Annotated in this window: 18 protein-coding genes and 1 pseudogene; 6 read left to right on the plus strand and 13 right to left on the minus strand. The window is 60.6% G+C overall.

What is annotated here, in order from left to right:
• Window positions 1-588 precede the first annotated feature (588 nt).
• Both PQR40_RS25190 and PQR40_RS25195 read left to right on the plus strand, forming a co-directional pair.
• A pseudogene (locus tag PQR40_RS25190) lies at window positions 589-1491 on the plus strand (LysR family transcriptional regulator); the annotation flags it as partial.
• Window positions 1492-2215: 724 nt separating this feature from the next.
• Window positions 2216-2656, plus strand: coding sequence for an ester cyclase (locus tag PQR40_RS25195; RefSeq protein ID WP_408510055.1), 441 nt, complete (start codon window positions 2216-2218; stop codon window positions 2654-2656).
• A 362-nt stretch (window positions 2657-3018) separates the two neighbouring features.
• Here PQR40_RS25195 and PQR40_RS25200 read toward each other — a convergent pair whose 3' ends face one another.
• From PQR40_RS25200 to PQR40_RS25215, 4 genes are all read right to left on the minus strand, one after another.
• On the minus strand, window positions 3019-4095 hold the full coding sequence (locus tag PQR40_RS25200) for a porin (RefSeq protein WP_408510056.1): 1077 nt from the start codon (window positions 4093-4095) through the stop codon (window positions 3019-3021).
• A gap of 80 nt (window positions 4096-4175) precedes the next feature.
• Complete coding sequence (locus tag PQR40_RS25205; RefSeq protein WP_408226879.1) at window positions 4176-5243, minus strand: ABC transporter ATP-binding protein; 1068 nt, start codon at window positions 5241-5243, stop codon at window positions 4176-4178.
• Complete coding sequence (locus PQR40_RS25210; protein WP_408510057.1) at window positions 5236-7005, minus strand: ABC transporter permease; 1770 nt, start codon at window positions 7003-7005, stop codon at window positions 5236-5238. Before PQR40_RS25210 ends, PQR40_RS25205 begins: the two co-directional genes overlap by 8 nt.
• A 100-nt stretch (window positions 7006-7105) precedes the next feature.
• Window positions 7106-8194, minus strand: coding sequence for an ABC transporter substrate-binding protein (locus PQR40_RS25215; RefSeq protein ID WP_408226885.1), 1089 nt, complete (start codon window positions 8192-8194; stop codon window positions 7106-7108).
• Between the two features lie 139 nt (window positions 8195-8333).
• On the opposite strand from PQR40_RS25215, the gene PQR40_RS25220 reads away from it, so the two are divergent.
• Together PQR40_RS25220 and PQR40_RS25225 are read left to right on the plus strand one after the other, a co-directional pair.
• Window positions 8334-9005, plus strand: a complete 672-nt coding sequence (locus PQR40_RS25220; RefSeq protein WP_408510063.1) for a response regulator — start codon at window positions 8334-8336, stop codon at window positions 9003-9005.
• On the plus strand, window positions 9002-10420 hold the full coding sequence (locus PQR40_RS25225) for a sensor histidine kinase (protein ID WP_408510058.1): 1419 nt from the start codon (window positions 9002-9004) through the stop codon (window positions 10418-10420). Before PQR40_RS25220 ends, PQR40_RS25225 begins: the two co-directional genes overlap by 4 nt.
• 33 nt (window positions 10421-10453) lie before the next feature.
• Here the strand turns inward: PQR40_RS25225 and PQR40_RS25230 are convergent, their stop codons facing one another.
• From PQR40_RS25230 to PQR40_RS25250, 5 genes are all read right to left on the minus strand, one after another.
• Window positions 10454-11605, minus strand: coding sequence for a CmpA/NrtA family ABC transporter substrate-binding protein (locus PQR40_RS25230; protein WP_408226891.1), 1152 nt, complete (start codon window positions 11603-11605; stop codon window positions 10454-10456).
• A 10-nt stretch (window positions 11606-11615) separates the two neighbouring features.
• Complete coding sequence (locus PQR40_RS25235) at window positions 11616-12191, minus strand: ANTAR domain-containing response regulator (protein WP_408389925.1); 576 nt, start codon at window positions 12189-12191, stop codon at window positions 11616-11618.
• Between the two features lie 165 nt (window positions 12192-12356).
• Complete coding sequence (locus tag PQR40_RS25240) at window positions 12357-14156, minus strand: tetratricopeptide repeat protein (RefSeq protein WP_408389927.1); 1800 nt, start codon at window positions 14154-14156, stop codon at window positions 12357-12359.
• Window positions 14157-14249: 93 nt separating this feature from the next.
• Window positions 14250-16355 (minus strand): S8 family serine peptidase, encoded by a 2106-nt coding sequence (locus tag PQR40_RS25245; protein ID WP_408510059.1) that lies wholly within the window; start codon window positions 16353-16355, stop codon window positions 14250-14252.
• Between the two features lie 507 nt (window positions 16356-16862).
• A complete protein-coding gene (locus PQR40_RS25250) occupies window positions 16863-18101 on the minus strand; it encodes a cyanate transporter (RefSeq protein WP_408510060.1) in 1239 nt (412 codons plus the stop codon).
• A gap of 261 nt (window positions 18102-18362) precedes the next feature.
• Between PQR40_RS25250 and PQR40_RS25255 the strand changes: the two genes are divergently transcribed.
• Window positions 18363-19106, plus strand: coding sequence for a GntR family transcriptional regulator (locus PQR40_RS25255; protein ID WP_408226905.1), 744 nt, complete (start codon window positions 18363-18365; stop codon window positions 19104-19106).
• 311 nt (window positions 19107-19417) lie between these two features.
• On the opposite strand, the gene infA is transcribed toward PQR40_RS25255, so the two are convergent.
• The 3 genes from infA to PQR40_RS25270 all read right to left on the minus strand — a co-directional run bounded on the left by infA (window position 19418) and on the right by PQR40_RS25270 (window position 20862).
• A complete protein-coding gene (infA, locus tag PQR40_RS25260; protein ID WP_007177610.1) occupies window positions 19418-19690 on the minus strand; it encodes a translation initiation factor IF-1 in 273 nt (90 codons plus the stop codon).
• 132 nt (window positions 19691-19822) lie between these two features.
• Complete coding sequence (locus PQR40_RS25265) at window positions 19823-20104, minus strand: hypothetical protein (protein ID WP_035557986.1); 282 nt, start codon at window positions 20102-20104, stop codon at window positions 19823-19825.
• A gap of 539 nt (window positions 20105-20643) precedes the next feature.
• Entirely contained in the window at window positions 20644-20862 is a 219-nt protein-coding gene (locus PQR40_RS25270; protein ID WP_028194708.1) for a hypothetical protein, read from the minus strand.
• A 349-nt stretch (window positions 20863-21211) separates the two neighbouring features.
• On the opposite strand from PQR40_RS25270, the gene PQR40_RS25275 reads away from it, so the two are divergent.
• Entirely contained in the window at window positions 21212-21856 is a 645-nt protein-coding gene (locus tag PQR40_RS25275) for a helix-turn-helix transcriptional regulator (protein WP_408510061.1), read from the plus strand.
• 36 nt (window positions 21857-21892) lie between these two features.
• Here the strand turns inward: PQR40_RS25275 and PQR40_RS25280 are convergent, their stop codons facing one another.
• A complete protein-coding gene (locus PQR40_RS25280) occupies window positions 21893-22330 on the minus strand; it encodes a YciI family protein (protein ID WP_408226911.1) in 438 nt (145 codons plus the stop codon).
• Window positions 22331-22470 lie beyond the last annotated feature (140 nt).

A 22470-nucleotide genomic window follows, 5' to 3' on the forward strand; every position in this document is an offset into this window, starting at 1 on the left:
ATTCCGGGAAGGGAACGAATGTCTGACCGCCTTCGTGATCATCTGCCAGAGGCACGCGCAAATATTTCGCCCGAATGACATGAAGCACGTTTGCTGCCGCGGACGCGGCAGGCGCCCGTAGCGTGTTGCCTGCCATTAGGGGAAGCGCAGATACACATGACATTGTTGGCGTTCGCTATGTCAGGAGATGTTATACCGCCCGGGCAATTTATGGAAACTGCCCAGAGACGCCAGGTCAATTCGCATAGGGCATTCGAGTCCGGATTGGCGGCCAGGTTGAGTTTCGCGTGCTTGCCGGCCGACTCCGTGTCAAGCAAGCTCCGGCGGGACTGTGCGGCGATAAAGTTCGACACTGTTTTGTCGCACATCCCTGTCCTGCTTTCGATACTTCGTATCGGAGCTGGAGGCTTCCTATTCTGCTATCACGTCGTTACCATCCGTTTAGCCGGATGGCGCTGATCGGATTTTCCTCATTCCCAGTGGCTCATCGTAGCCGGTAGACCAAAAGATCCTTTCCCTTCAGGCCTCGCTATCGCCGTAAGAAAGTCGTTGCAAATTAATTTGCATTGCGAATGGAGATTGGATGCCGTGAATCTGCTAGAAGCCATGCGCGTCTATGTCAGGGTGGTCGAGCGTGGGAGCATTTCCGGCGCGGCAAGGGACCTCAATATCGGGCAGCCGGCCGCAAGCGAGCGTATCGAGCGACTTGAGAAATACCTCGGCTGCCGGCTCCTGCTCCGTAGCGCACGCGCTTTCAATCGCACACCCGAAGGCGTCACCTTCTACGCGTGTAGCAAGAGGATTCTGCACGCTGTGGAGCAGGCGGTCGCCGAGGTGTCCAAGGACGAGCAGGTTGCGCGGGGAACGATTCGCATCGCGGCACCACACTGCTTTGGCGAGACGGTCGTGCCGGAGGCGTTGACGCTGGTACACGCAGCGTATCCACAGGTGGATCTGGAACTGGTTCTGAACGACAGGATCGTCGACCTCGCGACGGAGGGAGTGGACATTTCGTTCCGTCTTGGGCAGCTTGGGGAGGGGGCTTTCATTGCCCGTCAACTGGGTCGGGTTGGGCGTGTTCTCGTTGCAGCGCCTGGCTATCTGAGCCAGCACGGTCCGATTGCCGAGCCGTCAGAGCTGATCGAACATCCATTCATTCGGGTCCAGAGCACGTTCGTCACGGACCAGCTGCCGCTCAGACACGGCGTGACCGCTGTGGAAAGCGTGCCGATCCACGCCGCAATCAAGACCAGTCATTGGCGGCCCATGTATGAAATGATTCTCTCGGGTGCCGGCATCGGGGTGCTCGATGAGCCGGCGTGCGCCGATGCTTTGGCAGACGGCCGCCTGGTTCGCATACTGCCGGAATTCGAGGTGCGGCCTTTCGATCTGCATGTACTGATTCAGACACAGCGTCCGGTGCCGACTCGCATACGGCTGATTGTGACGATGCTGAGCAATTGCACGCCGGCAATTCTAGCCGGGGCGCGCGCGGAGATCGATGCCCACTTCGACCGATGCCATGAATCGGAAATAAACAAATGGCGCACGCTGCGAAAATCACTATCTTTGATAGATAACGTTAGCGATACGAGGAGCGATCAAATGGCACAACAGTTGATTGTCGCGGTTTTCGACAGTGTTGACGTCGCCGGGAGAGCCGGTGTGGATTTCAGGAATTTCGAGGAAAAAGACCTGGGGTTCAAAATCGAAAGCGGCGTGCTGGTTCAAAAGGACGCAACGGGCAAACTGATCTTGCTCGACAAGCAAACGCGGCCGTTCTGGGGGACAGTGATCGGCGCGCTGACGGGCGGTTTGATCGGGATGCTTGGCGGACCAGCGGGTGCGATAGCCGGCTTCACGATAGGGGCAAGCGGTGGATTGGCTGGGCATGCGCTCAAGGACACGCTTGACAACGAACTGACCGCATCGATATCCAGCAAGCTGGCTTCCGGCAGCGTTGCATTCATTCTCGAGGCGAAGGAGGCGTCACCGTTTGAAGTCGACAATATCGTGCTTGGTTATGGCGGGCACGTTTTTCGCAGACCCCTTGCCTGATTACGAGCGCGAAGCGCGCAGATGCTCATCGATGTAGACTTCAGAACAAACCAGACGCGTACCCCTTCGGATGCTGGCTGGCAACGTTGATGCCGGCACGCGTGCGGGATGGTTTGGTCCAGGCTTTGCTGTGAGCATTCTTCAGGAGTAACCGAACATGACCGCAACGCCCAGCGAAGATATAACTCGTCAAGCGATTGAAGAGTTCTATCGCGCCATCGAGCAGAGAAGCGTCACGTTGTTACGAAAGGTCGTCACCCCTGATTGGGAATATATTCCAGAGCCCGCCGAGGCGGCCCCGGGACCTGACCAGATGGTTCAGGTGTTCGCCGACATCGCTGCCGCACTTCCCGATATGAAAGTCACCATTCTCGACTTGCTGATTCATGGAGACCGGGCAGGCGTTCGCGCGGAGATCAGCGGCACTCAAACGGGGAAACTGCTTGGCATTGATGCAAGTTCCAAACACATTAGTTTCGCGATTCACTCTTTCCACCAGATGCGCGGAAGTCTGATTGCGAAAACCTGGCATCTTGAGGATTGGCTATCGGTGTTCCGGCAACTTGGACAGTTACCCAAAACGCTTGAGCAACGCTGACTGCGATACATTGAGTCCGCACGCGTAGCGTCGGGGAAGGTGTTGACGCTAGTGATGCATTGCTGCGGAAATTAGAAGATGAAACGGGAGCACGAGGAGTGCTGTTCCGGTGACACCGAGGAGCCACAAACCAATGAACCATAGCAGGCGTTGGCGAAACGTCTTACTGGTATCACGGCTTGTTTGTGACATCACATTCCTCACTATCGGCTTGTCTGATCCATTCTAGGCTACCGGATTGTCTGGCGCTATCCAAAAGCAAACGAGCGATGCGCGACGAAGGATTGACCTGCGTCGCGCATCGCTCTGCTTTGGACTTTGGACGCTTTGGCGCTTCAGATGCGTTGTCCGCTCCAGACGCTTCAGAACCGGTGCTGAATCCCCGCCGTCACACCCGTTTGCGTATCCGCCGCACCGGTCAGATCGCGCGACAGGCTGACCGGATTGTCATGCCTGGCCATCGCGTAACCACCTGCCATATACAACACCGTCCGCTTCGACAATGCGTACTGCGCGCGCAGCGAGAACAGTGTCGGATCGGCGTCGCTCGCGTCCTTGATGTCCTGATGGTAGACCGCGGCAAACAGCGAGAAGAACGGCGTCACGTCGTATTGACCGCCGACCCAGTACATATCGCTGCGCAACGTCGGTGCGGCGGTGTGGAAGGTGCGCCGATAGTTGCGGTACCCGGCCATCGCCTTCACCGCGCCGAAGTCGTAGCTCAAGCCGGCGTGAATGCCCTGGATGTAGTTGGTGCTATCCGCGGGCGTCACGCTGTCATTGGCGCCGTTCTGCCGGTCGAACGTGGCGACGACGGCGAACGGACCGTTCTCGTAGCCCAGGCCGAAGTCGTACTTCGAACTTGACTTCATGCTGCCCGGCACGTTACCGAAGCCGTACATCGCACCGAACTTGAAGCCGGAAAACGTGCCGTCGTAGCGCACGGCGTTGGCCGAGCGCGAGAACAGACCGTCCTTACGACCGCCCGTCGCGGTGGATGAGGTCGCCCACGAGTAGTTCGGTGCATAACCCATCGGGTCGAACTGCAGCATGTAGTCGTAGGTGGTCGTGAAATTGCGGCCGAGCGTGACCTGTCCGAAACGGTTTTTCAGGCCGATCGAGGCGCGGCGGTCGAAGATGGCGCCGGGGCCGTCATCGAACTGACCGTTCGCAATGTTGATGCCGCTCTCCAACTGGAAGACCGCCTTCAGTCCACCGCCGAGGTCCTCGACGCCACGCAGGCCCCAGCGCGAGGTGTTCTTGCCACCCGAGACCAGACGCGTGGCGCCGCCGTCCTTGCTCGCGTGATTCACGTATTCGACGCCCGCGTCGACGATGCCATACAAGGTCACGCTCGATTGCGCCTGCGCCGTTGCTGCAAATCCGGCGAGGCTGGCGCACGTTACGCCGAGGGTCGCCTTCGTCATACTCCACTTCATCAACAGTCTCCTGTGCTTGGTTTTTTCACTTCGGTTGGGGATAGGGTGCTGCGGGGTCCATCGGCCAGATGCAACTCGCTTTAGCTCGCCTGTGCGAACGCCCAGCAGTCGTTGGCGGGGAATTCGATCCAGTGACGGCCGGCCGCGCGCGGCACATGGCCGAAGGCGCGCAGGCGCAGATCGCCGCAATGGAACAGGTATTCCCAGCGATCGCCGAGATACATCGACGTAATGAGATCGGCCTCGAGGCGGTTCGCGCCCGGACCGTCGGCGACCTGCACGCGCTCGAGGCGAATCACGGCCTGCGCGTTCTGGCCGGTGGTGAGTGCTTCACGCGCTCGGGCTTGCAATTGCCAGCCGTCGCCGGTCAGGGTCACGCGTTCGCCGTCGACCGCGGCTACGCGCGCGTCGATCCGGTTATTGCTGCCCATGAATTCGGCGGTGTAAAGCGAGCGGGGTGCGCCATACAGTTCGGCGGGCGTGCCTTCCTGTTCGATACGGCCGTTGCGCAACAGCAGGATGCGGTCGGACATCGCCATGGCTTCGGTCTGGTCGTGTGTGACGCACAAGGCAGACAGGCCCAGCGAGACGATCAGTTCACGCAACCAGGCGCGCGCTTCCTCTCGCAGCTTGGCATCGAGATTCGACAGCGGTTCGTCGAGCAAAATGACGGGCGGGTTGTAGACCAGCGCCCGCGCAATCGCCACACGTTGTTGCTGACCGCCGGAAAGCTGATACGGATAGCGCGCGGCGAGATGACCGAGGCCGAGTTGGTCGAGTGCAGACTGCACACGTTTTTTTTGCTCGGCGCCGGACACGCGCCGCAACTTCAATCCGTAGCCGACGTTTTCCGCCACAGTGCGGTGCGGCCACAGCGCATACGACTGAAACACGAGACCCAGCGAGCGTTGTTCTACCGGTAGATCGACTTCAGACGCGCCGTCGAAGAACACCTTGTCGTCCAGTTCGATACGGCCAGAAGAGGGCTGTTCGAGTCCCGCGACTGCGCGCAGCAGGGTGGTTTTGCCGCTGCCCGACGCGCCCAGCAGGCATACCACCTCACCGGGATTCAGTTCGAACGACACGCCCTTCAGGATCGGGTTGTCGCCATAGCTGAGAAACAGGTTGTCGACCGAGAGCTTATCCATGCAATTTCACTCCGAAACGCAGGGCGACGCCGAGTCCGACGCCGACCATCGCGATGTTGATGACAGAAAGCGCCGCGACCTGATCGACCGCGCCGGTCGCCCATAGCGACACCAGGAGCGCGCCGATCACTTCCGTGCCGGGCGAGAGCAGATAGACAGCGGTCGAGTATTCGCGCTCGAAGATCATGAAGATCAGCAGCCATGCCGCGAGCAGGCCGAAACGCACGAGCGGCAGTGTGACGTCGAGACTGACGCGCGCCCGCGTGCCGCCGACGCTGCGTCCCGCTTCTTCGAGTTCGGGGCCGACTTGCAGCAGTGCGCTTTGAATCAGGCGCATGCCGTACGCGAGCCACACGACGGTGTACGCAATCCAGATGCTCCACATGGAGTTCTTCAGTTCCTTCAGGCCGGGTACGAAGAGGAAGATCCACAGGAACGCCAGACCAGCGAGCAGGCCAGGCACCGCGCGCGGCAGCAGCACGAGGTAGTCGAGCAGGCGTGTGGCCCAGTCGTTGCGGCGATGGCCTGCGAATGCCACCAGCGAATAGAAACCCACTGCAAGCGCGCCACCGATCACGCCGATGCCGAGCGTATTGAGAATCGCGCGGACCAGGTTGTCCTGTTCGAACAATTCGGTGAAATTGGCGAGCGTCAGTACTTCAGCCAGATTCACGCCTTCGCCCCAGTTGGTGACGAACGCGCGCAGCGTGATCCCGGAGAGCGGCACGAACACGGTGAGTAGCAGCCACAGCGCGACGATCGCCAGCGCAACCCAACGCCATGCGCCGAGCGGCAGCACGGTCTGACGTCCCGCTTTACCCTTGACTGTGACGAAGCGGTTCGCGCTCTTCAGCAAGCGTCGTTGCAGCAGCACGAGCGGGAATGTGATCGCGACGATGCATACGGCCACCGCGGCCATCAGGTGATACGAGGGCACGCCGAGCTTGTTGGTGAGCTTGTACAGATACGTCGCCAGCACGAGGTGTCCTTCGGGGTCACCGAGTACGAGCGGCAGGCCGAACACTTCGAAGCCGAGGAAGAACACCAGAACGCCGGCGAACAGCAGAGCGGGCAGCGTCATCGGCAGGCTGACGTCGAGCGCGACACGGAACGGCCGCGCGCCCGCGACGCGCGCCGCTTCTTCGACATCCGAGCCGAGATTGCGCAGCGCCGCCGACGAATACAGGTACACATGCGGCACATGCGTGAGTCCGACGATCACGGTGATCGCGAGAATCGAGTACACGCTCCACGGTGCTTCGGCGGTACCGAACAGTTCCTTCCACCAGACCGAATAGAAACCGACCGGGCCGGCCGCGACGACATAGCCGAACGCGAGCACCATCGGCGAAACGAACACGGGGGTGAGCAGCAGCGGTTCGAGCCAGCGGCGGCCGGGCAGATCGGTGCGCACCATCAGGAACGCGAGAATGCCGCCGAGCGGGATCGAGATGAACAGCATCCCGGCCGCGATGACGAAAGAGTTCTTGAGCGCGGACCAGAAGTCAGGGTCGCTGAAAATGAATTCGAAACCGGTAAGACCGAATGTGCGTTTGGCGTCGAAGAACGGCGCGTTCAGCACGCTCTGGAACAGAATGAAGCCGAGCGGCAGCGCCACCGCGACGGTCAGCACCGCGATAACGAGCCAGCGCAGCAGCCCCGCAAACGGCTGCAGACCGCCTCGCGGCAACGCACCTATCGTGCCGCCGTCTGCCGCGCGGGGTGGTGCGTCGCGGTGTCCGGTTGCGCTAGTGGAAAGCATGAGTGTCCCCCTGCGGCAGGTGAGCCGCATATCGACAGGTAGTGAAGGAAGGCATGGCGTCCGCGCGTCTCAGCGCAGACACCGTTTGTTCAATCTAGGCTTAGCGCTTGATCGACTGTTGCCATTGCTTGAGGAATTCAAGCCGTTTGGACTGGTCGAGATAGACCAGCAGGCCGGAGCCAATCGGGATCGGCTTGAGTGAGTCGCCGAGCTGCTTTGTCAGGCCGGCCATTGACGTTTCACCGTCCACATCAGCGCGAATCGAGAACAGGCTGGCCTGGTTCGCGAGCAAGGTCTGACCGCGTTGCGACAGCAGATAGTCGACCCACAACCGCGCGGCGTTCGGGCTTTGCGCTTTCTTCGAAATCGTCACGAGGCGGCTCACCACCAGTGTGTAGTCCTTCGGATAGACGTAGCCGATCGATGGGTCTTTCTTCGCTTTGGTGAGCGCGTACGAACCGAGAATGTTGTAGCCGATCAGATTTTCGCCCGAAGAAATGCGCTCCATCATCGCGCCGGTGCTCGATTGCAGCTTCGGACCGGTTGCGCCCATTGCTTTCACGAGATCCCACGTGACTTGCGGATTGACGCGCACGTCCTGCGTTAGATAGTTGAAGCCGACGCCGGATTTTTCGATGTCGTAAGTCGTAACCTTGCCCTTGAACTGATCCGGCTTGCTTTGCAGCAGCTTGATCAGATCGGCGCGCGTTTGCGGCACTTCGCCTGGCGGCAAGAGGCGCTTGTTGTAGACGATCGCAAGGGGTTCGTACGTGGTGCCGTACGCCTGCTTCTGGTACTGCGCCCATTGCGGCAACTGCTTCGCTTCTGGCGATTCGTAACTGGCCATCAGGCCGTCGTTGACGAGCTTGACCTGCAGGTCCATCGCCGAGCTCCACAGCACGTCGGCGCTGGTGCTGCTGGCTGCGTTTTCGCTGATGTAGCGGTTGTACAGCTCGGTGCTGTTCATATCGTTGTATTCGACCTTGACGCCGTACAGGCTTTCAAAATCCTTTATGAGCGGGCGTACCAGAGCAGTGTCAGTGACCGAATAAACGATCAGTTTGCCTTCCTTCCTTGCCCCGTCGACGGTGGCCTGGTAGTCGCTGGGATAACCAGCGGGAAAGGCTGCCCATGCTGAGTTTGCGGCGAACGTAACGGCTACGGCGAGATACTTCAAAGAGATTTGCACGTCTTCCTCCAGAAAACATTGTGTTTGTTTTGTGTAGGCGAATGGTAAGAGAGGCGTGCTTTCTGAATGCTTTCAGTTTTCGAAAGAAATGCGTCACAATGGTCGAATTCGCCTCATGGATTTCCCTGGGATTCTGGTTATGCGTGTGCTGCTCGTTGAAGACAATCCAATCCTTTCCCGCTCGCTAACCGATGCGCTGACCAGCGCGAAACTCACTGTCGATTGCATGCATGACGGTGAGTCCGCCGACCATGTTTTGCGCACGCAAGACTACGCGCTGGTCATTCTCGATATCGGGTTGCCGAAGCTCGACGGCCTCGAAGTGTTGCGTCGGCTGCGCGCACGGCGTAACGCGGTACCGGTATTGATGCTGACCGCGCATGGTTCGGTGGAAGAGCGCGTGCGCGGCCTCGATCTCGGCGCCGACGATTACCTCGCCAAGCCCTTTGCGCTCACCGAACTCGAAGCGCGTGCGCGGGCCCTGCTGCGTCGCAGCCACGGTCAGGAGCCGCTGCACGCGCAGTGCGGCACGCTGCTTTATGACAGTGTCGATCGCGGTTTCACGCTGAACGGGGAGCCGCTCGCGTTGACGCCCCGTGAACGTTCGGTGCTTGAGGTGCTGATCCTGCGCAACGGCCGCGCGATCAACAAGGACACGCTCTCGGAGAAAATCTTTGGGCTCGACGAATCGGTGAATGCCGATGCCATCGAGATCTATGTCCACCGCTTGCGCAAGAAGCTTGAGCGCAGTTCGGTCGGCATCGTGACGCTGCGCGGGCTCGGCTACCTGCTGGAAGAAAAAAGCGCATGACGCGGCCGAATCTGCGCGTCCGCGTCGCGCTCTGGTTGTTGCTGCCGCTGCTTCTGCTGCTCGCCTTCGATGCATGGCTCACGTATCAACGCGCGATGAACGCGGCACACGCGGCCTTCGATCGCACGTTGGAGTTTTCGCTCCGCTCGATACGCGACGGCATCCGTTTGCGCGATGGCCAGATCGAAGTCGATCTGCCGTATCTCGCGCTTGAGATGTTCGAATCGAACGGCGGCGGCAACATTTACTATCAGATTCGTGAGGAGGGTGGCCGGGTGGTGACCGGCTATCCGGATCTGCCGTCAGGCGCGAAGGCGCCTTCAGAGCCCTACAGCGTGCAGTTTTATGACGACGTGTTTCGCGGCCGGCCGTTACGCATCGCGATGCTGCGATTGCCTGTCCACGACGTGCCGTCAGCGCAGACGCGCGTGGTGATGGTGCGGGTCGGCGAAACGATCGAGCAGCGCCAGGCGTTGGCGCGCGAGATTCTGACCGGCTCGCTGCAACAGGAATTTTTGCTGGTCGTGCTCGCGCTGGGTATCGTATGGCTGGGTGTTGCGCGCGGCTTGCGGCCACTGAACCGCTTGTCGGCGAAAGTGGCGGCGCGTGCTGAAGACGATCCAACGCCGCTCGATACGGTCGGCCTGCCTAGCGAAGTCGCGCCGCTGGTCGATTCGATCAATCAGTACATTGGCCGCACGCAGTTGATGCAGTTATCGCGCCGGCGATTTTTCAACGACGCCGCGCATCAGCTGAAGACACCGCTTGCGATCATTCAGGCGGAGTCCGAACTGGCGCTGCGCGATATCGACGGTGGTGAGGCGGCCTCGACCGGCAATCGCCGCCAGGGCGTGCATTTGCGGCGGCTGAATCGCGCGGTGCAGCAGGCGGTGCGCATCGTACAGCAATTGCTTTCGCTCTCGCGGCTCGATGCGGACAGCGGTTATACGGTCAAGCATGCCTCCGTGCCGCTGCACAAAGTGGCGCGCAGCGTGACGCTCGACTGGTCGCCGGTGGCGCGCTCGCGTGGCATCGATCTCGGCTTCGAACAGGATGTGCGTATCGACGTGATGGGCCAGACCGATCTGCTGGCGGAACTGGTCGGCAATCTGATTGACAACGCGATTCGTTATTCGGGCGACGGGGCGGTGATCACCGTACGCGTTGCATACGAAGGCGAGCAAGCGCTGCTGCAAGTGATCGACAACGGACCGGGCATTGCCGTAGGCGAACGCGACGTTGTTTTCGAGCGTTTCTATCGCAATGAAGCGACGCAGGCTGTGGAGGGTAGTGGGCTGGGACTGTCGATCGTGCGGGAAATTGCGCGCGTGCACGGCGCGCTGATCGCGTTGAGCGACGCGCCCGGTGGCGGACTTGCGGTCAGCGTGCTGTTTCCGGCGGTAAAAGCGGTGTAACGCTGCCTGCGGTAAGCGTGATCTGCGTGCGCTTTACCTGCGAAGGGTGAAGCTCTGCGCATAACCCGCGGATGGCGTGCTGCTCCCCCACTCCTTGCCGTCGACCAACACCTGCGAAATGTCGTCGTCTGGCACCGCAATACCGACGCGTGCCGCGGCATCGCGATACAACTGCATCTGATTGATCTGCGCCGCGATTTTCGCGTAATCCGTGCGTGCGTCGAGCATGCCCCAGCGTTCGAACTGCGTGAGGAACCAAGCCCCCTCGGCTGCTCGCGGATAATTCACTGCGCCGTTGTCGAAGAACCGCATGGGCAGGCCGCGCGGCGCCGAGGCCGCGATCTCGTCACCGAGCCGCTCCGCAATTAATGCTTCACCAATGCCGATGAATTCGGGTCGCGCGAGCCAACGCGCAATCTCCTTGCGGTGTCCGGCGCCATCGAGCCATCGGCAGGCTTCCAGCATCGTTTGCACCAGCGCTCGCGCTGCATTCGGATTGGCGCTGACGAAATCACGCCGGCACGCCAGCACTTTCTCGGGATGATCGGGCCACACCTCGCTTGTATAAGCAACGGTACGGCCGACGCCTTCCGCTTCGGCCATTGCATTCCATGGCTCGCCGACACAAAAGCCATCGAGCCTTTCTTTCGCGAGCGCGGCCACCATTTCCGGCGGCGGAATCGCGACACTTTCGATATCGCGCAACGGATGCACGCCTTGCGACGCAAGCCAGTAGTACAGCCACATCGCATGCGTGCCGGTGGGGAAGGTCTGCGCGAATACCGGTTTGCGGCCCAGCGTAGCCAGAGCCTTGGGCAGGGTGCCATGTTCGGCCAATGCATCGGCAAGACGGCTCGACAGCGTGATAGCCTGGCCGTTGCGATTGAGCACCATCAGCACGGCCATATCTGTTTGCGGGCCGCCCAGGCCCAACTGCACGCCGTAGACGAGACCGTAGAGCACATGCGCCGCATCGAGATCGCCCGACAGCAATTTGTCACGCACGGCGGCCCATGAAGGCTGTCGGCACAGCTCCAGCGTTAATCCATGGGCATGGCCGAATTCGAGCAGCTTCGCGACGACGAGCGGCGCGACATCGGCGAGCGCCACGAAGCCGAGTCTCAGATGGGTTTTCTCGAGCGGCGCGGGCGCGGACGGCGAGGTGAGGGAGGCGGGAGAGTTCATGATCTGCGCTTCATTTGAGCGAGTCTGCGGACGCGACGACGGCGCGCGCGACTTCGGCAAGTTTGACACCCTGGTTCATCGCGCGCTTGCGCAGAATCGCATACGCAGCATGTTCGGTGATCTTCTGCTGATCCATCAGCAGGCGTTTGGCGCGATCGATCAACTTGCGTTCGGCGAGTTCGTTTTCGACTTGCGCGAGGCGCTCGCGTAACTGCGACTCCTGCGCAAACCGTGCGAGCGCGACTTCGAGTATCGGTGCGAGCCGTTCCGTGGAGAGGCCTTCGGCGAGATAGGCGGTGACCCCGGCACCGACCGCGTCGCGGATCAACTGCTGGTTCACGTCGTGACTGAACATTAGTACGGGACGTGGCGCGGTGGCATTCATTACTGCGAGCTGTTCGAGCGTGTCGCGCGAAGGCGATTCCGTATCGATAATGATGACGTCTGGCCGTTCGCTCTGAACCACGCGATGCAGCGCCTGCGGTGTCGCCGTGCCGGCCAGCATCTCGTAGCCGAGGCGTGTGAGGGCGTCGCGCAGATCGCCTATCGGCTTGTCGGTATCGGTTACGAGGAGAACGCGCAGCATGGGGTATGGTTTATCGGCGGCTGACTACTGATAAAGCAACGTGTATGCCAGTGCGAGATGACGACAACTAAGGTAGCGCAATCATGATCTTACAAACAGTGTAGGCAACAGAGGCCGCACCCACACGGGGCATGCGCAAGGCATGCACCGAAGCGGAGCGTCACGTCACAGCTGCAACGCAGCCTGCACTTCTTTGACAACAGGATCCCACTCACCCAGTTCCCGCTGCCGGAACAGCCGCATTGACGGATACCACGGGCTATCGGTTCTGTTGGTCAACCATCGCCACTCGGCGTAGGCGGGTACCAGTACCCAAACGGGGAGCCCGGCCGCACCGGCAAGATGAGCGACCGACGTGTCGACGGTAATTAGAAGATCGAGCGTCTGGAGTATCGCGAGTGTGTCCGTGAAGCTGTTGATTGCGGGGCCTAGCGTGTGCAAGTCGTATTCATGCATCAGGCTTTCGCTTTCAAGCTCGCGATCGCCTTTTTGCAGTGAATACCAGGTCACCCCGGCAAGCCCAAGCAGGGGCTTTAACGCATCTAGCCGGATAGACCGGTAACGGTCGAGAGCGTGGTTCAGACTACCTGCCCAGACGACGCCGACGCGTCTGTTATTAGCATGCCTTTTGTCCAATGAAATGGCTTCGATACGAGCCCGCCATTGGCGCGACTTGTCGGGCGTCGCCGTCAGATACGGCATGGCGACGGGGAGCATCGATATATCGAGTTTCATATGCTCCGGTATCCTTAGCATGTAGCACCAGTAGTCGTAAGGCCCGGGCGGCAGGGTGGTGAATGCTGCCCGCACGCCCGTCATTCTGGTCGCCAGTTCCAGTATCGGTTCGCTTACCAGCACATCAACCGTTGCCTGCTGCCGATGCAACCATTCGGCGAACCGGATGAACTGTATTTCATCGCCGAGCCCCTGTTCACCAACGAGCAGAAACCGGCAACCCGCAACGGGTTCCCCATTCCACTCGCGGAAGATGGGCCGGATTCGTTCCTTTTGCCTGTCCGGCAGGTCGTAGAACCATCTGTACCGCTTCCAGCCTTCTTCGAATTCACCCAGCCCAAGCAGCACACCCGCAAGATGGAATTGCATGTGGGGGTTATCCGGCAGAAGCCGCGCCGCTTCCATACTGTGCGGCCGACTTTCGGCGATTTTTCCGCGTATGCTGAGTGCGCGCGCCGCGTTGTGATGCAGGAGCGGATGGTGCGGATCGATGGCGAGACCTTGTTTCGCGACACTGAGCGCGTCGTTGAAGCGATCGCTTGTGTTCAGTACGAAGGCCAGCGCTTTTAGTGCAGTGACATCGTCGGCAAAGCGGGTTCTTATCTGCGTGATCGCATGGGCGAGCAGTTGTATACGGCCGGTTTTTGCGAGTATGGCAATCAGGCTGAGTCCATCGTTCAGGCTGGCCGGCTCGAGGGTCCATGCGCGGCGCCAGTAGTGCGCCGCGCTTTCGAGCTGCCCGAGTTGCGCATGGATGCGGGCCAGGGCGCGAACCGCGTGATGGAGTCCCGGCTCGATTTCAATCGACTTTTCATAGTGAGTCATTGCCTCCGTGAGGCAGCCGGATTGCCGCAGGCAGTCGCCCAGGTTCCTGTGGAGACTGGCGGTACTGCCCGCCAGACCGATTGCGCGACGATAGAACGCTTCAGCCGATTCGTGGTTGCCCGCCAACGCCGCCAGCAGGCCCGCGTGCTCCCATAATTCAGCCCGATCCGGAGCCGCCTGCAGTGCCTGCTCCAGGTAGCCGCGAGCCCGCTCCATGTCGTTCGTATGAACGTAGGCTAGTCCTATGCGGTGCAGCACGTGAGCGTCGCGTGGGCGCGCGCTTAGCACCTGCCGGTAAGCGACAATCGCCTCTGTCATCCGCCGCGCGGAAAAATGCGCGTCCGCGCGCGTGACCAGAGCCTCGACGTCTGCGCCATCGTTATTGACACAGGAGATTGTGAACATCGACAGGGATATCCCGATGCAAGCTCATCGTGTACGGGACGGCGCCCCTGCGATCCGCAGCAGGGGCGCAGGCGTCATTCCGTTCTCACTGGCTTATTGCGTATAAGTGGCCAGAATGGAAGCGCCGCGGACGGTTGCGTTCGTGGCACTCACTATGCCGTAGTAAGTCCCTGACACCGGGTTGGAGAGAGTGCAGATCGCATTTGCGCCTTTGGTCCAGACGGTTCCGCAGTCAGGATGGAGCACGGAAGGCGTGCCGGCCCTGAGATACAGCGTTCCGGTTTCACCGTTGGCGCCAGGTGACAGGCTGAAAGTGAGGCTCTTTACGCCCGCCGGAACGTCCAGTGCGAAATACAGCATATCGCCCGAGTTCGCCGAAAACGTCGCCGGCACATTGGGGCTGATATCCGTAATGGCCGGTGGTATGACCCGGAAAGGGCGCGTCAGCCGGCTCACCGCCCCGGTGCTATCCGTCACGGTGAGCGTGATTTCGTAAATGCCAGGATAGTCATAATTCACGGTCGGATTGACTGATTGCGTACGCACGAAATCAGGAGCACCAGCGCCGAAATTCCAGGCCCATGATTTGATGGGCACCCCCCTCGCAGTAGAGAGGTCAGTACATGACACCTGCATCAGCGTCGCGCTCTCAGCGCATTTGAAATCCGCTGCGGCGGGAATCTTTCCAGACCTGGCGGCAACGACAGTTGCGTTCGCATCCAGAATGCCTCCCCCGAGCGCGTAATCTGGCTGACCGGTGGGAAAGGACTGCGCATTCTGCGCGAGCAGGGTTCGCATTTCCGCGGCGGTCAGAGGCGTGGGCGCAACTGACTGGGCGAGCGCGATAACAGCGCTTACCATCGGTGTCGCCATCGACGTGCCGTTCATGAAGGCATACGCTTCGGCCCCCGGCGCACGTGTTCCGCTGTTGTAGGTGGACCAGATCGAGTCGGCCGGCGCAGCGATATCGACCACTGCCCCGAAGTTTGAACCGATCCATCTCGCGCCATAGCGATTGCTACCGCCAACATTGATGACGTTGCGGCAATTAGCCGGCTCAAAATTCGTTGCGCTAGCCCCGTCATTGCCTGCTGCTGCGGTCACCACGGCGCCCTGGCTGACGGCATAGTCGATCGCGTTCTGAAATGTCGTTTCGCAAACTCCGTTACCGCCAAGGCTCACATTGATGATCCTGGCCGGGTGGGCGTTGGCGGGGACGCCCGGAACACTCCCGCCAGCGGCCCATACGATGCCGTCGGCGATATCGGACGTAAAACCTTTCCCGCACCCGTTCATCACCCGGACCGGGACGACCTTTGCAGCAGAAGCGATGCCGGCTATACCGAGGCCGTTGTTGGCCAGTGCGGCCATGATGCCCGCGACATGCGTGCCGTGCCACTGGACTGAACACGTCTCTGTTGTGATTCCCGGATTGCTGCCGTTGCCACCCCGGTTATAAGCGGTGAAATCGTACCCGGGCAGGATGTTGGCATCCAGATCGCTATGATTCGTTACGCCGTTATCCACCAGCGCGATTACGGATCCAGAACCGTTAGCACTATCCCACGCTCCCTCAGCGCGTATTCCCGGATATGGGGTAGTGGGTTTCAGGTTCGAAGCCAAACTCCACTGCCTGAAATACTCCGGATCGTTCGGAACCATGGTTGTCGACATTTCCGTATCGGGTTCGACATATTCGACGTTAGGGTCCGATGCGATAGCGCGCATGAATGCCTTGGCCTCCTTCGCCGTCAGCTTGCGCTCCGTTGTCACCACGTCAGCGCCGATACCCATGCGGCGCAGGTGGTGCGCCTTTGATGGGAAAGCATTCGCCAGCCGGTTAAGTTTCGACTGCACCGCCGATGTTGCTCCGCGCTCGGCGCTGCCGGTTTTGTACTTGACAATAAAGCGGTCGCTGGACGCATCCGGCGACAGGCTGGTCATATTCATCTTCAGCGCCGTTTGCAATGAAACGGTGTTTGAACTGGCGGTGCTTGCCGCCGCCGCGACTGCTTCTTTAGCTTCGGAACTCGTATCGCTGGCGCTGCTTGCACCACACGCCGCGAGTGCCAGCGAAAGCGAAATACAGGTGGCGCCTGCTAGAACACAGCGCGCGCCTGCGCTGGACCACAGTGCGCCAATGTAGGCAGTTATTCTGCGAGAGCCGTGACGCACGCTCTCATCTTTCTTTTGGTTCACGTTTTTATTCCTGGTACGACATGCAGAAACGATTGCCCCTGTTTTGATGAAGTAGTCGTACGGCGGTCATCAGCGGCGCCATAGCCCTATACCGTTCTCTGGTCAACCGGCACAGGCTGTTTTTGAATAAATTAATATTCCTAACTAATGATCGTCGGCGACGCCTGCGTGGTACGTGACCTTCTGCGGCTGCTGGTCAGCCAGTCAGGTTCTTGTGTTTGGATGGACGCGGTGAATAGCTTAAGTAGGATAATAAATAGCCTGATTGATATAAACAATCAGGTATTTCTATTTGTCCGCCAGATAACTTACCTGCCGCGTAAGACTATCGACGTGTGTCCACTCATGCCAACGAATCGACTCAGTCGGGCGACCAAGGTGGGGAAGGGGATGGCTGAGGTCTTCGCGTGTATCGCGCACCGGGTGGCACGCGCAGCGCTGGTGGCTGTACGACGGCTTCCTCGCTGCCGGGTCAGCGAGGAGGCACCCGGGCAAAGTCTGCCCGAATCAATTCCATTTCGCGTAACTGCGGGGCGAAAAGAAGAGACTCACTACGATCATGGCGGCGATGCTGACGGCCAGCATGACCCAGGCGGCGCCGAACCCGCCTGTCCAACTCCGGATCATGCCGGCAAAAACGGGAGCAATGGCCGCTACAACAAAGCCAACCCCTTGAGTAAACGCGACAAGCTTTCCAGCCACGCTGTGGTGCGCCGAATGATCCATAGCAGTAACAAGCGTCAGCGCGAAAGTCCCGCCAAGCCCGGCTCCGGCAAAACCAACCCACACCAGCGGCTCGGCATCGGGCCAGAAGATCAATCCAAGCAAGCCGACCAGCTGCGCCGACAATCCGAGGACTAACCAGGGGCGCCGATCCCGAAACGGTGCGGCAGCAAGGGGCAGCAATAAGGCCGCACCGGCCTGAAACACCGTCATGCCGGCAAGTAGCGAACCGCTATCCGCGACACTCGCGCCATGTTGTTGATAGAACGCCGGCAACCACGCGACGAGACTCGTATAACCACCGTTCACGATCCCGAAGTACAACCCAAGCGTCCACGCGCGTCGCTTGCGCCAAAGCGGAGAAATCACCGCGTCTGCCGGAGCAGGCGGCGCTGCGGGGGCGTGCGAAGGTTCGCGGTTCAAACCCAGCCAGCACAACAACGCCATGACAGCGGGAACCGCCCACACAGCGAGCCCCGCATGCCACGACCCCGTCGCTGCGCTCACCCACGGACTCAAGCGCGCTCCCAGCCCGCCGCCGCCCATGATCGATGCCGAGAAGACCCCCATCGCCAACGGCACCCGTGCAGGGAAGCGCTGCTTCATGACGGCGGGCAGCAGCGCCTGGATCGCCGCGACACCGACGCCCGCGAGCGTCGCCGTCGCAAGGAGCGCCGCACCGCTGGTGGTTGCCCAACGCGCGCCGCACGCTAGCGCGATCGCCAGCAAACCGAGCGCGACGCCGCGGGCTTCGCCGATCGTGCGGGTCAACGCGCCGGCACCGAATGCGCCGATGCCCATCGCGACGACCGGCAGGCTCGTCAGCAACGAAGCGCCATAAAAACTCAGGCCGGTTGCCGCGCGGATCGTCGTCATCAATGGGCTGATCGACGTCAGCAAGGGGCGCAGATTGATACCAATCACCACGATTACGCACAGCCATAACGCGTCACGCCATGTCAACGCATGGGATGTGCCGTTGGTGTCGGTATGGGCGGGAGTGGCGCTTGAGTGCGAATTCACGATAGACCTGGGTATGAGAGAGGGGCGCCGGCCGCAACGCAGGTGCGAAACAAACTGCGCGACCTTGGCGGCATGCTCGGAAAAGAACGTCGAACGAAGCGAAAAATCCATTCGCGATTCATTTTGGTCAACCATAATAACTTGAAATGGTTAACCATTTAAGTGATGCCCGGTATAGGTAGCGCCATACACGCATGGCATTTGCCGTCGGCCGCCGCTAGAATGCCGGGCGATATCGTTCCATTTCCGTCACTGAGTTCCATGGCCCCACGTTCCCGAAGTGCATCGTCCGCCGATATAGAAACGCCGCTTAACATTGCGATCGGCGACGACTCAATCAGCGTCGAAGAGCGCATTTACGCGTCGATTACCGGGGCGTTGTTGCAAGGCCGTCTGCGGCCGGGCGCGCAACTGGTCGAGCGCGATCTCGCCGCGGCGTTCGGTTGCACGCGTGGCGCATTGCGCAAGGTGCTCGCGCGGCTGGGCTTCGAGGGCAAGCTGGTGCTCGAGGCGAATCGCGGCGCGTTTGTGCCGTCGCCATCCGAAGAAGACATCCGTCAGGTGTATCGCGCCCGGCAGATTGTCGAGGCGGGCATTGTCGCGGCGTTGTGTGGGAGTTTGAGTGCGGCTCACAAGCGCCGCCTGCGCGCCCACGTGCGCGGCGAAGAGAAGGCGTCACGCGCCGGCGCAGTCGAGGAATCCGTGCGGCTCGCAGGACAGTTTCATGTGTTGATGACGGAACTCGCGGGCGGTACGGAATTGCTCGGCCTGGTCGGGCAACTCGTCGCGAAGACTGAGTTGTACAAGGCGTTGTTCGACCCGTCGAAGGGTTCGACCTGCTCCGCGGACGAACACATGCAGATCATCGAAGCGCTCGATGCGGGAGACCTGCACGCGGCACTGACGGCGATGCGCGAGCACCTGTCGGAACTCGAGGAGCGAGTGGTTGAGCAGGTGCGCAGGAGCGCTGCCGGCGAGGATCTCGGTGCAGTGTTCGGGGTATAGAAAAGAATCAGTGCAGTGCGCAAGGGTGGGAGACACCGCGACTGCGGAAGGACGGCGCAAGCCGTTGAGGCGGGCGCTAGTTGCGACTATGCGCAAGACGACTCAGCAAAACGGTCGACCAGACACAGAGCGTAATAGAGGTGTAAAGCAGGTGCAAAGCGGGTACAGCGCGGATGCAAAGCATACGACGCCGCAGCGCGCCGCTCAGGCTCGAGTCAAGCAAATCAAGCAGGAGGAGGCGCGCGAAAGGCTTCGCGAACAACGAACAGCCACGCAACAACCGCTAGGAAACGGTCAGCGTGCCGCCAGCCTTAACGGCGACGGAATTGCGAATTGCGTGCGCCGCCGCCACCGGTGGCGCGCTCGTCTTTGTGACGGAAGTTGATCCGGCCTTTGGTCAGATCGTAAACCGACAGTTCCAGCGTCACGCGGTCACCCGCGAGAATACGGATATGGTTCTTGCGCATGCGTCCGGACGCGTAAGCGCCAACCACGACGCCGTTGTCGAGCGTCACGCGGTAACGGCTATCCGGAAGTACTTCGTCGACGATACCGTCAAGTTCAAGCAGTTCTTCTTTCGCCATGCATAACTCCTGGTCGATGGGATAAGTGGGTGTTGGCCGCGCAGCTAAGCGTGGCGCAACATCTGATACGGTTGACAGTTGGCTTTCAGGCCAGCTGCGCTGCGGTAACAGCCGATTCGCTGATAGTACCGCTCAAAGATCGGCGACGGACTGGCCGTCTACACGGCCGTCGATCAATTGCTCGGCGTGGGCCATGCACGCAATGCGCGCCTTGCCCGTGCCGTCGAACGGAAACAGATACTGCAGGCGGAACACACGCCCGTCGGCAGCCGGATTGGCGCCCACGCGGCAAATGCGCACCGACGCGTCGTAACCTGCGTCCGGATTGCGGCTCGTCTGACCGTCCGCCGGACGGCGCGGATAGACGAGCGGGTGAATTTCGTAACCCTTGTACGTCTTGACAACTGAATTCATGAAGCATGGTCCTGTATTACGTGGCCCCCGTGTCACGCGTGTTACGCGCGGCACAACAGGCCCGGCTGCGCAGCACCTTGGGGCGCGCAGCCATGGAAAAAAGGTTGGCACAGGCCCGATGGCAAGGGCATGAGCGCGGCCGCGCAAAATCGCGGATTCGATGGAGAAGAAACGCGCTGATGTCGCGCAGACATCGGGCGCGTAAATGAACCACTCAGCTGCACAACTCGCGACGGCGAATGCAGGCGGCGCATTGCCGGAGTGACGGGATCGCCGACAGGCAGCGGTCGAACAGTCGGGGGTGGTGCGGAGACGCCGATTGATACTGCCTTGTACTGCCGGTGCTTCGGATGCGGAATACAGCTATTCCAATATGATGCACTAAATGGGGCTAATTGGATAGCAAAAACTTCCGCGCGCGGGCAAATCGCCCGGCCGGTGGGGCTTTTAGCAGGAAAGGGCTGCCGCGAACGGCGCGCCGGGGTATGACCGGCACCCCGTGTGTGAGGGAGCTCCGTGACGGCGAAGGCGGGTGCGCTTCAGCGGGTGGTTTCGGCGACGCGCTTCTGCAGTTCGCGTGAAGCGGCGAGCGGAATGCGCGCATCATCCCAGCCGGCAAGCCATTCGACTTCCTTCGACGTAAAAATCTGCCCGTGATTGCGCAGCGTGTACTGCAACGAATCGATGATGTGATTGCGAATGATTTCCGGCGTGCCCTCGTCATCGAGCACGGCGCGAAACGCTTCGAGCGTGGCCATCTGCTGCTCCGTGAAATAGTTGTTTCTTTTATCGCACGAAAAAAAAGCGCTCGCCAAGCAGACAAAATTCGTTGTGTGCGGATGCAACAACCGGAACGTGCGAGCAGCACACTGCGGAGCTTCCATCAAAGCCCTGCGCGCGATGCGGCCCCGCACTAAAATGGACGCTGCGCTATCGCCGTGCCGTCGCGGTCGCCGCTACCGATTGGGGTCGTTACAATGGCGAGTTGCAGCGCGTGGCTGCCCGGCATCGTTATGCTTGTCTCGCCCGCCGGTCATAACCTTGGCACCCCTCCTGGCCCACTTGGGCAAAAGCGGCGCCGCATCCCTCGAACACAGCGATTTCTCAATGCGCAAGACCACCGTCTCTCCTGTGAAAGACCTGCTGCTGGACCGCTACGCACCTATTGCAGACGGCATCGCTGCGCTGTTCTATCCGTGCGCCGAAGTCGTGATTCACGACCTGCGCGATCAGACGATCGCGTATCTCGTGAATAACCTGTCGAAGCTCGAAGTCGGCGGCCCTTCGGTGCTCGATGAAGTCCACTACGCGGCGCGCGGCCAGACGATCGGGCCGTACGAGAAGCTCAATTGGGACGGCCGCCGCATGCGCTGCGTGAGCAACATCCTGTTTGACGACGAGGGCAAGCCGGCCGGCATGCTGTGCATCAACTTCAACATCGCGGTGTTCGAAGATGTGCGCGCCACGCTCGATCTGTTCATTAAGGGCGGCAATCTGACGGACGCGCCCGCGGAGGAACTGTTCCGCGACGATTGGCAGGACCGCATCAACACGTTCCTGCACACCTGGCTGCGCGAGCGGCAAATCGGCATCAATGCCCTCACGCGCGAACACAAGCGGGAAATCGTCGAGGCGTTGCACGCGCAAGGTGCGTTTCGCGGCCGCAGTTCCGCGAACTATGTCGCCGCGGTACTGACAATGGGGCGCGCCACCGTCTACAAGATTCTGAAGCAGATGAAAGAGGGCGGCTGAGGGTCCTCAGATCGCACTGGAGTCCCCCGCGCCGCATTAGCGTGGCCTGTTCGCCGCGCCTTCGGCCTCGGCACGCAGGCGTTCTTCCTGGGCTCGCAACTCGGGTGTCAGTTCCGCGCCGAAATCATCAGCCTCGAACAGTGGACGAATTTCGATCTCGGAATCGCCGATCATGGGATTGGGGCAGCGCCTGACCCATTCGACCGCTTCTTCCATCGACTTGACTTGCCACAGCCAGAACCCCGCGACGAGTTCCTTGGTCTCCGTGAACGGACCGTCGATCACGGTTCGCTGGCTGCCTGAGAAGCGCACCCGTTTGCCTGTTGCGCTCGGGTGCAAGCCCTCGCCCGCGAGCATCACGCCTGCTTTCACGAGTTCTTCATTGAAGTTGCCCATTGCTGCAAGCAGTTCCGTGCCGGGCATTGTGCCGGCCTCTGAATCGCTTGTAGCCTTCACCATCACCATGACGCGCATTGTCACTCTCCTTGATTGAGTTGTTGAAGCCGCACCGTCCCGAAGCCGGCTCAGGATCGAGGGGGGCTCTTATATGACGACGAATCGGCATGCTGGAAATCGACATTGCAGCCAGAAAATTTAGCGCAGTTACGTGCCAC

Source organism: Paraburkholderia sediminicola, assembly GCF_046026855.1.
GTDB lineage: Bacteria > Pseudomonadota > Gammaproteobacteria > Burkholderiales > Burkholderiaceae > Paraburkholderia > Paraburkholderia sediminicola_A.

Excerpts from the sequence above, each read along its gene's own strand:
- PQR40_RS25195 (WP_408510055.1), top strand. The coding sequence starts at position 2,216 with ATGACCGCAACGCCCAGCGAAGATATAACTCGTCAAGCGATTGAAGAG.
- PQR40_RS25200 (WP_408510056.1), bottom strand. The coding sequence starts at position 4,095 with ATGAAGTGGAGTATGACGAAGGCGACCCTCGGCGTAACGTGCGCCAGC.
- PQR40_RS25205 (WP_408226879.1), bottom strand. The coding sequence starts at position 5,243 with ATGGATAAGCTCTCGGTCGACAACCTGTTTCTCAGCTATGGCGACAAC.
- PQR40_RS25210 (WP_408510057.1), bottom strand. The coding sequence starts at position 7,005 with ATGCTTTCCACTAGCGCAACCGGACACCGCGACGCACCACCCCGCGCG.
- PQR40_RS25220 (WP_408510063.1), top strand. The coding sequence starts at position 8,334 with ATGCGTGTGCTGCTCGTTGAAGACAATCCAATCCTTTCCCGCTCGCTA.
- PQR40_RS25225 (WP_408510058.1), top strand. The coding sequence starts at position 9,002 with ATGACGCGGCCGAATCTGCGCGTCCGCGTCGCGCTCTGGTTGTTGCTG.
- PQR40_RS25230 (WP_408226891.1), bottom strand. The coding sequence starts at position 11,605 with ATGAACTCTCCCGCCTCCCTCACCTCGCCGTCCGCGCCCGCGCCGCTC.
- PQR40_RS25235 (WP_408389925.1), bottom strand. The coding sequence starts at position 12,191 with ATGCTGCGCGTTCTCCTCGTAACCGATACCGACAAGCCGATAGGCGAT.
- PQR40_RS25240 (WP_408389927.1), bottom strand. The coding sequence starts at position 14,156 with ATGTTCACAATCTCCTGTGTCAATAACGATGGCGCAGACGTCGAGGCT.
- PQR40_RS25255 (WP_408226905.1), top strand. The coding sequence starts at position 18,363 with ATGGCCCCACGTTCCCGAAGTGCATCGTCCGCCGATATAGAAACGCCG.
- infA (WP_007177610.1), bottom strand. The coding sequence starts at position 19,690 with ATGGCGAAAGAAGAACTGCTTGAACTTGACGGTATCGTCGACGAAGTA.
- PQR40_RS25265 (WP_035557986.1), bottom strand. The coding sequence starts at position 20,104 with ATGAATTCAGTTGTCAAGACGTACAAGGGTTACGAAATTCACCCGCTC.
- PQR40_RS25270 (WP_028194708.1), bottom strand. The coding sequence starts at position 20,862 with ATGGCCACGCTCGAAGCGTTTCGCGCCGTGCTCGATGACGAGGGCACG.
- PQR40_RS25275 (WP_408510061.1), top strand. The coding sequence starts at position 21,212 with ATGCGCAAGACCACCGTCTCTCCTGTGAAAGACCTGCTGCTGGACCGC.
- PQR40_RS25280 (WP_408226911.1), bottom strand. The coding sequence starts at position 22,330 with ATGCGCGTCATGGTGATGGTGAAGGCTACAAGCGATTCAGAGGCCGGC.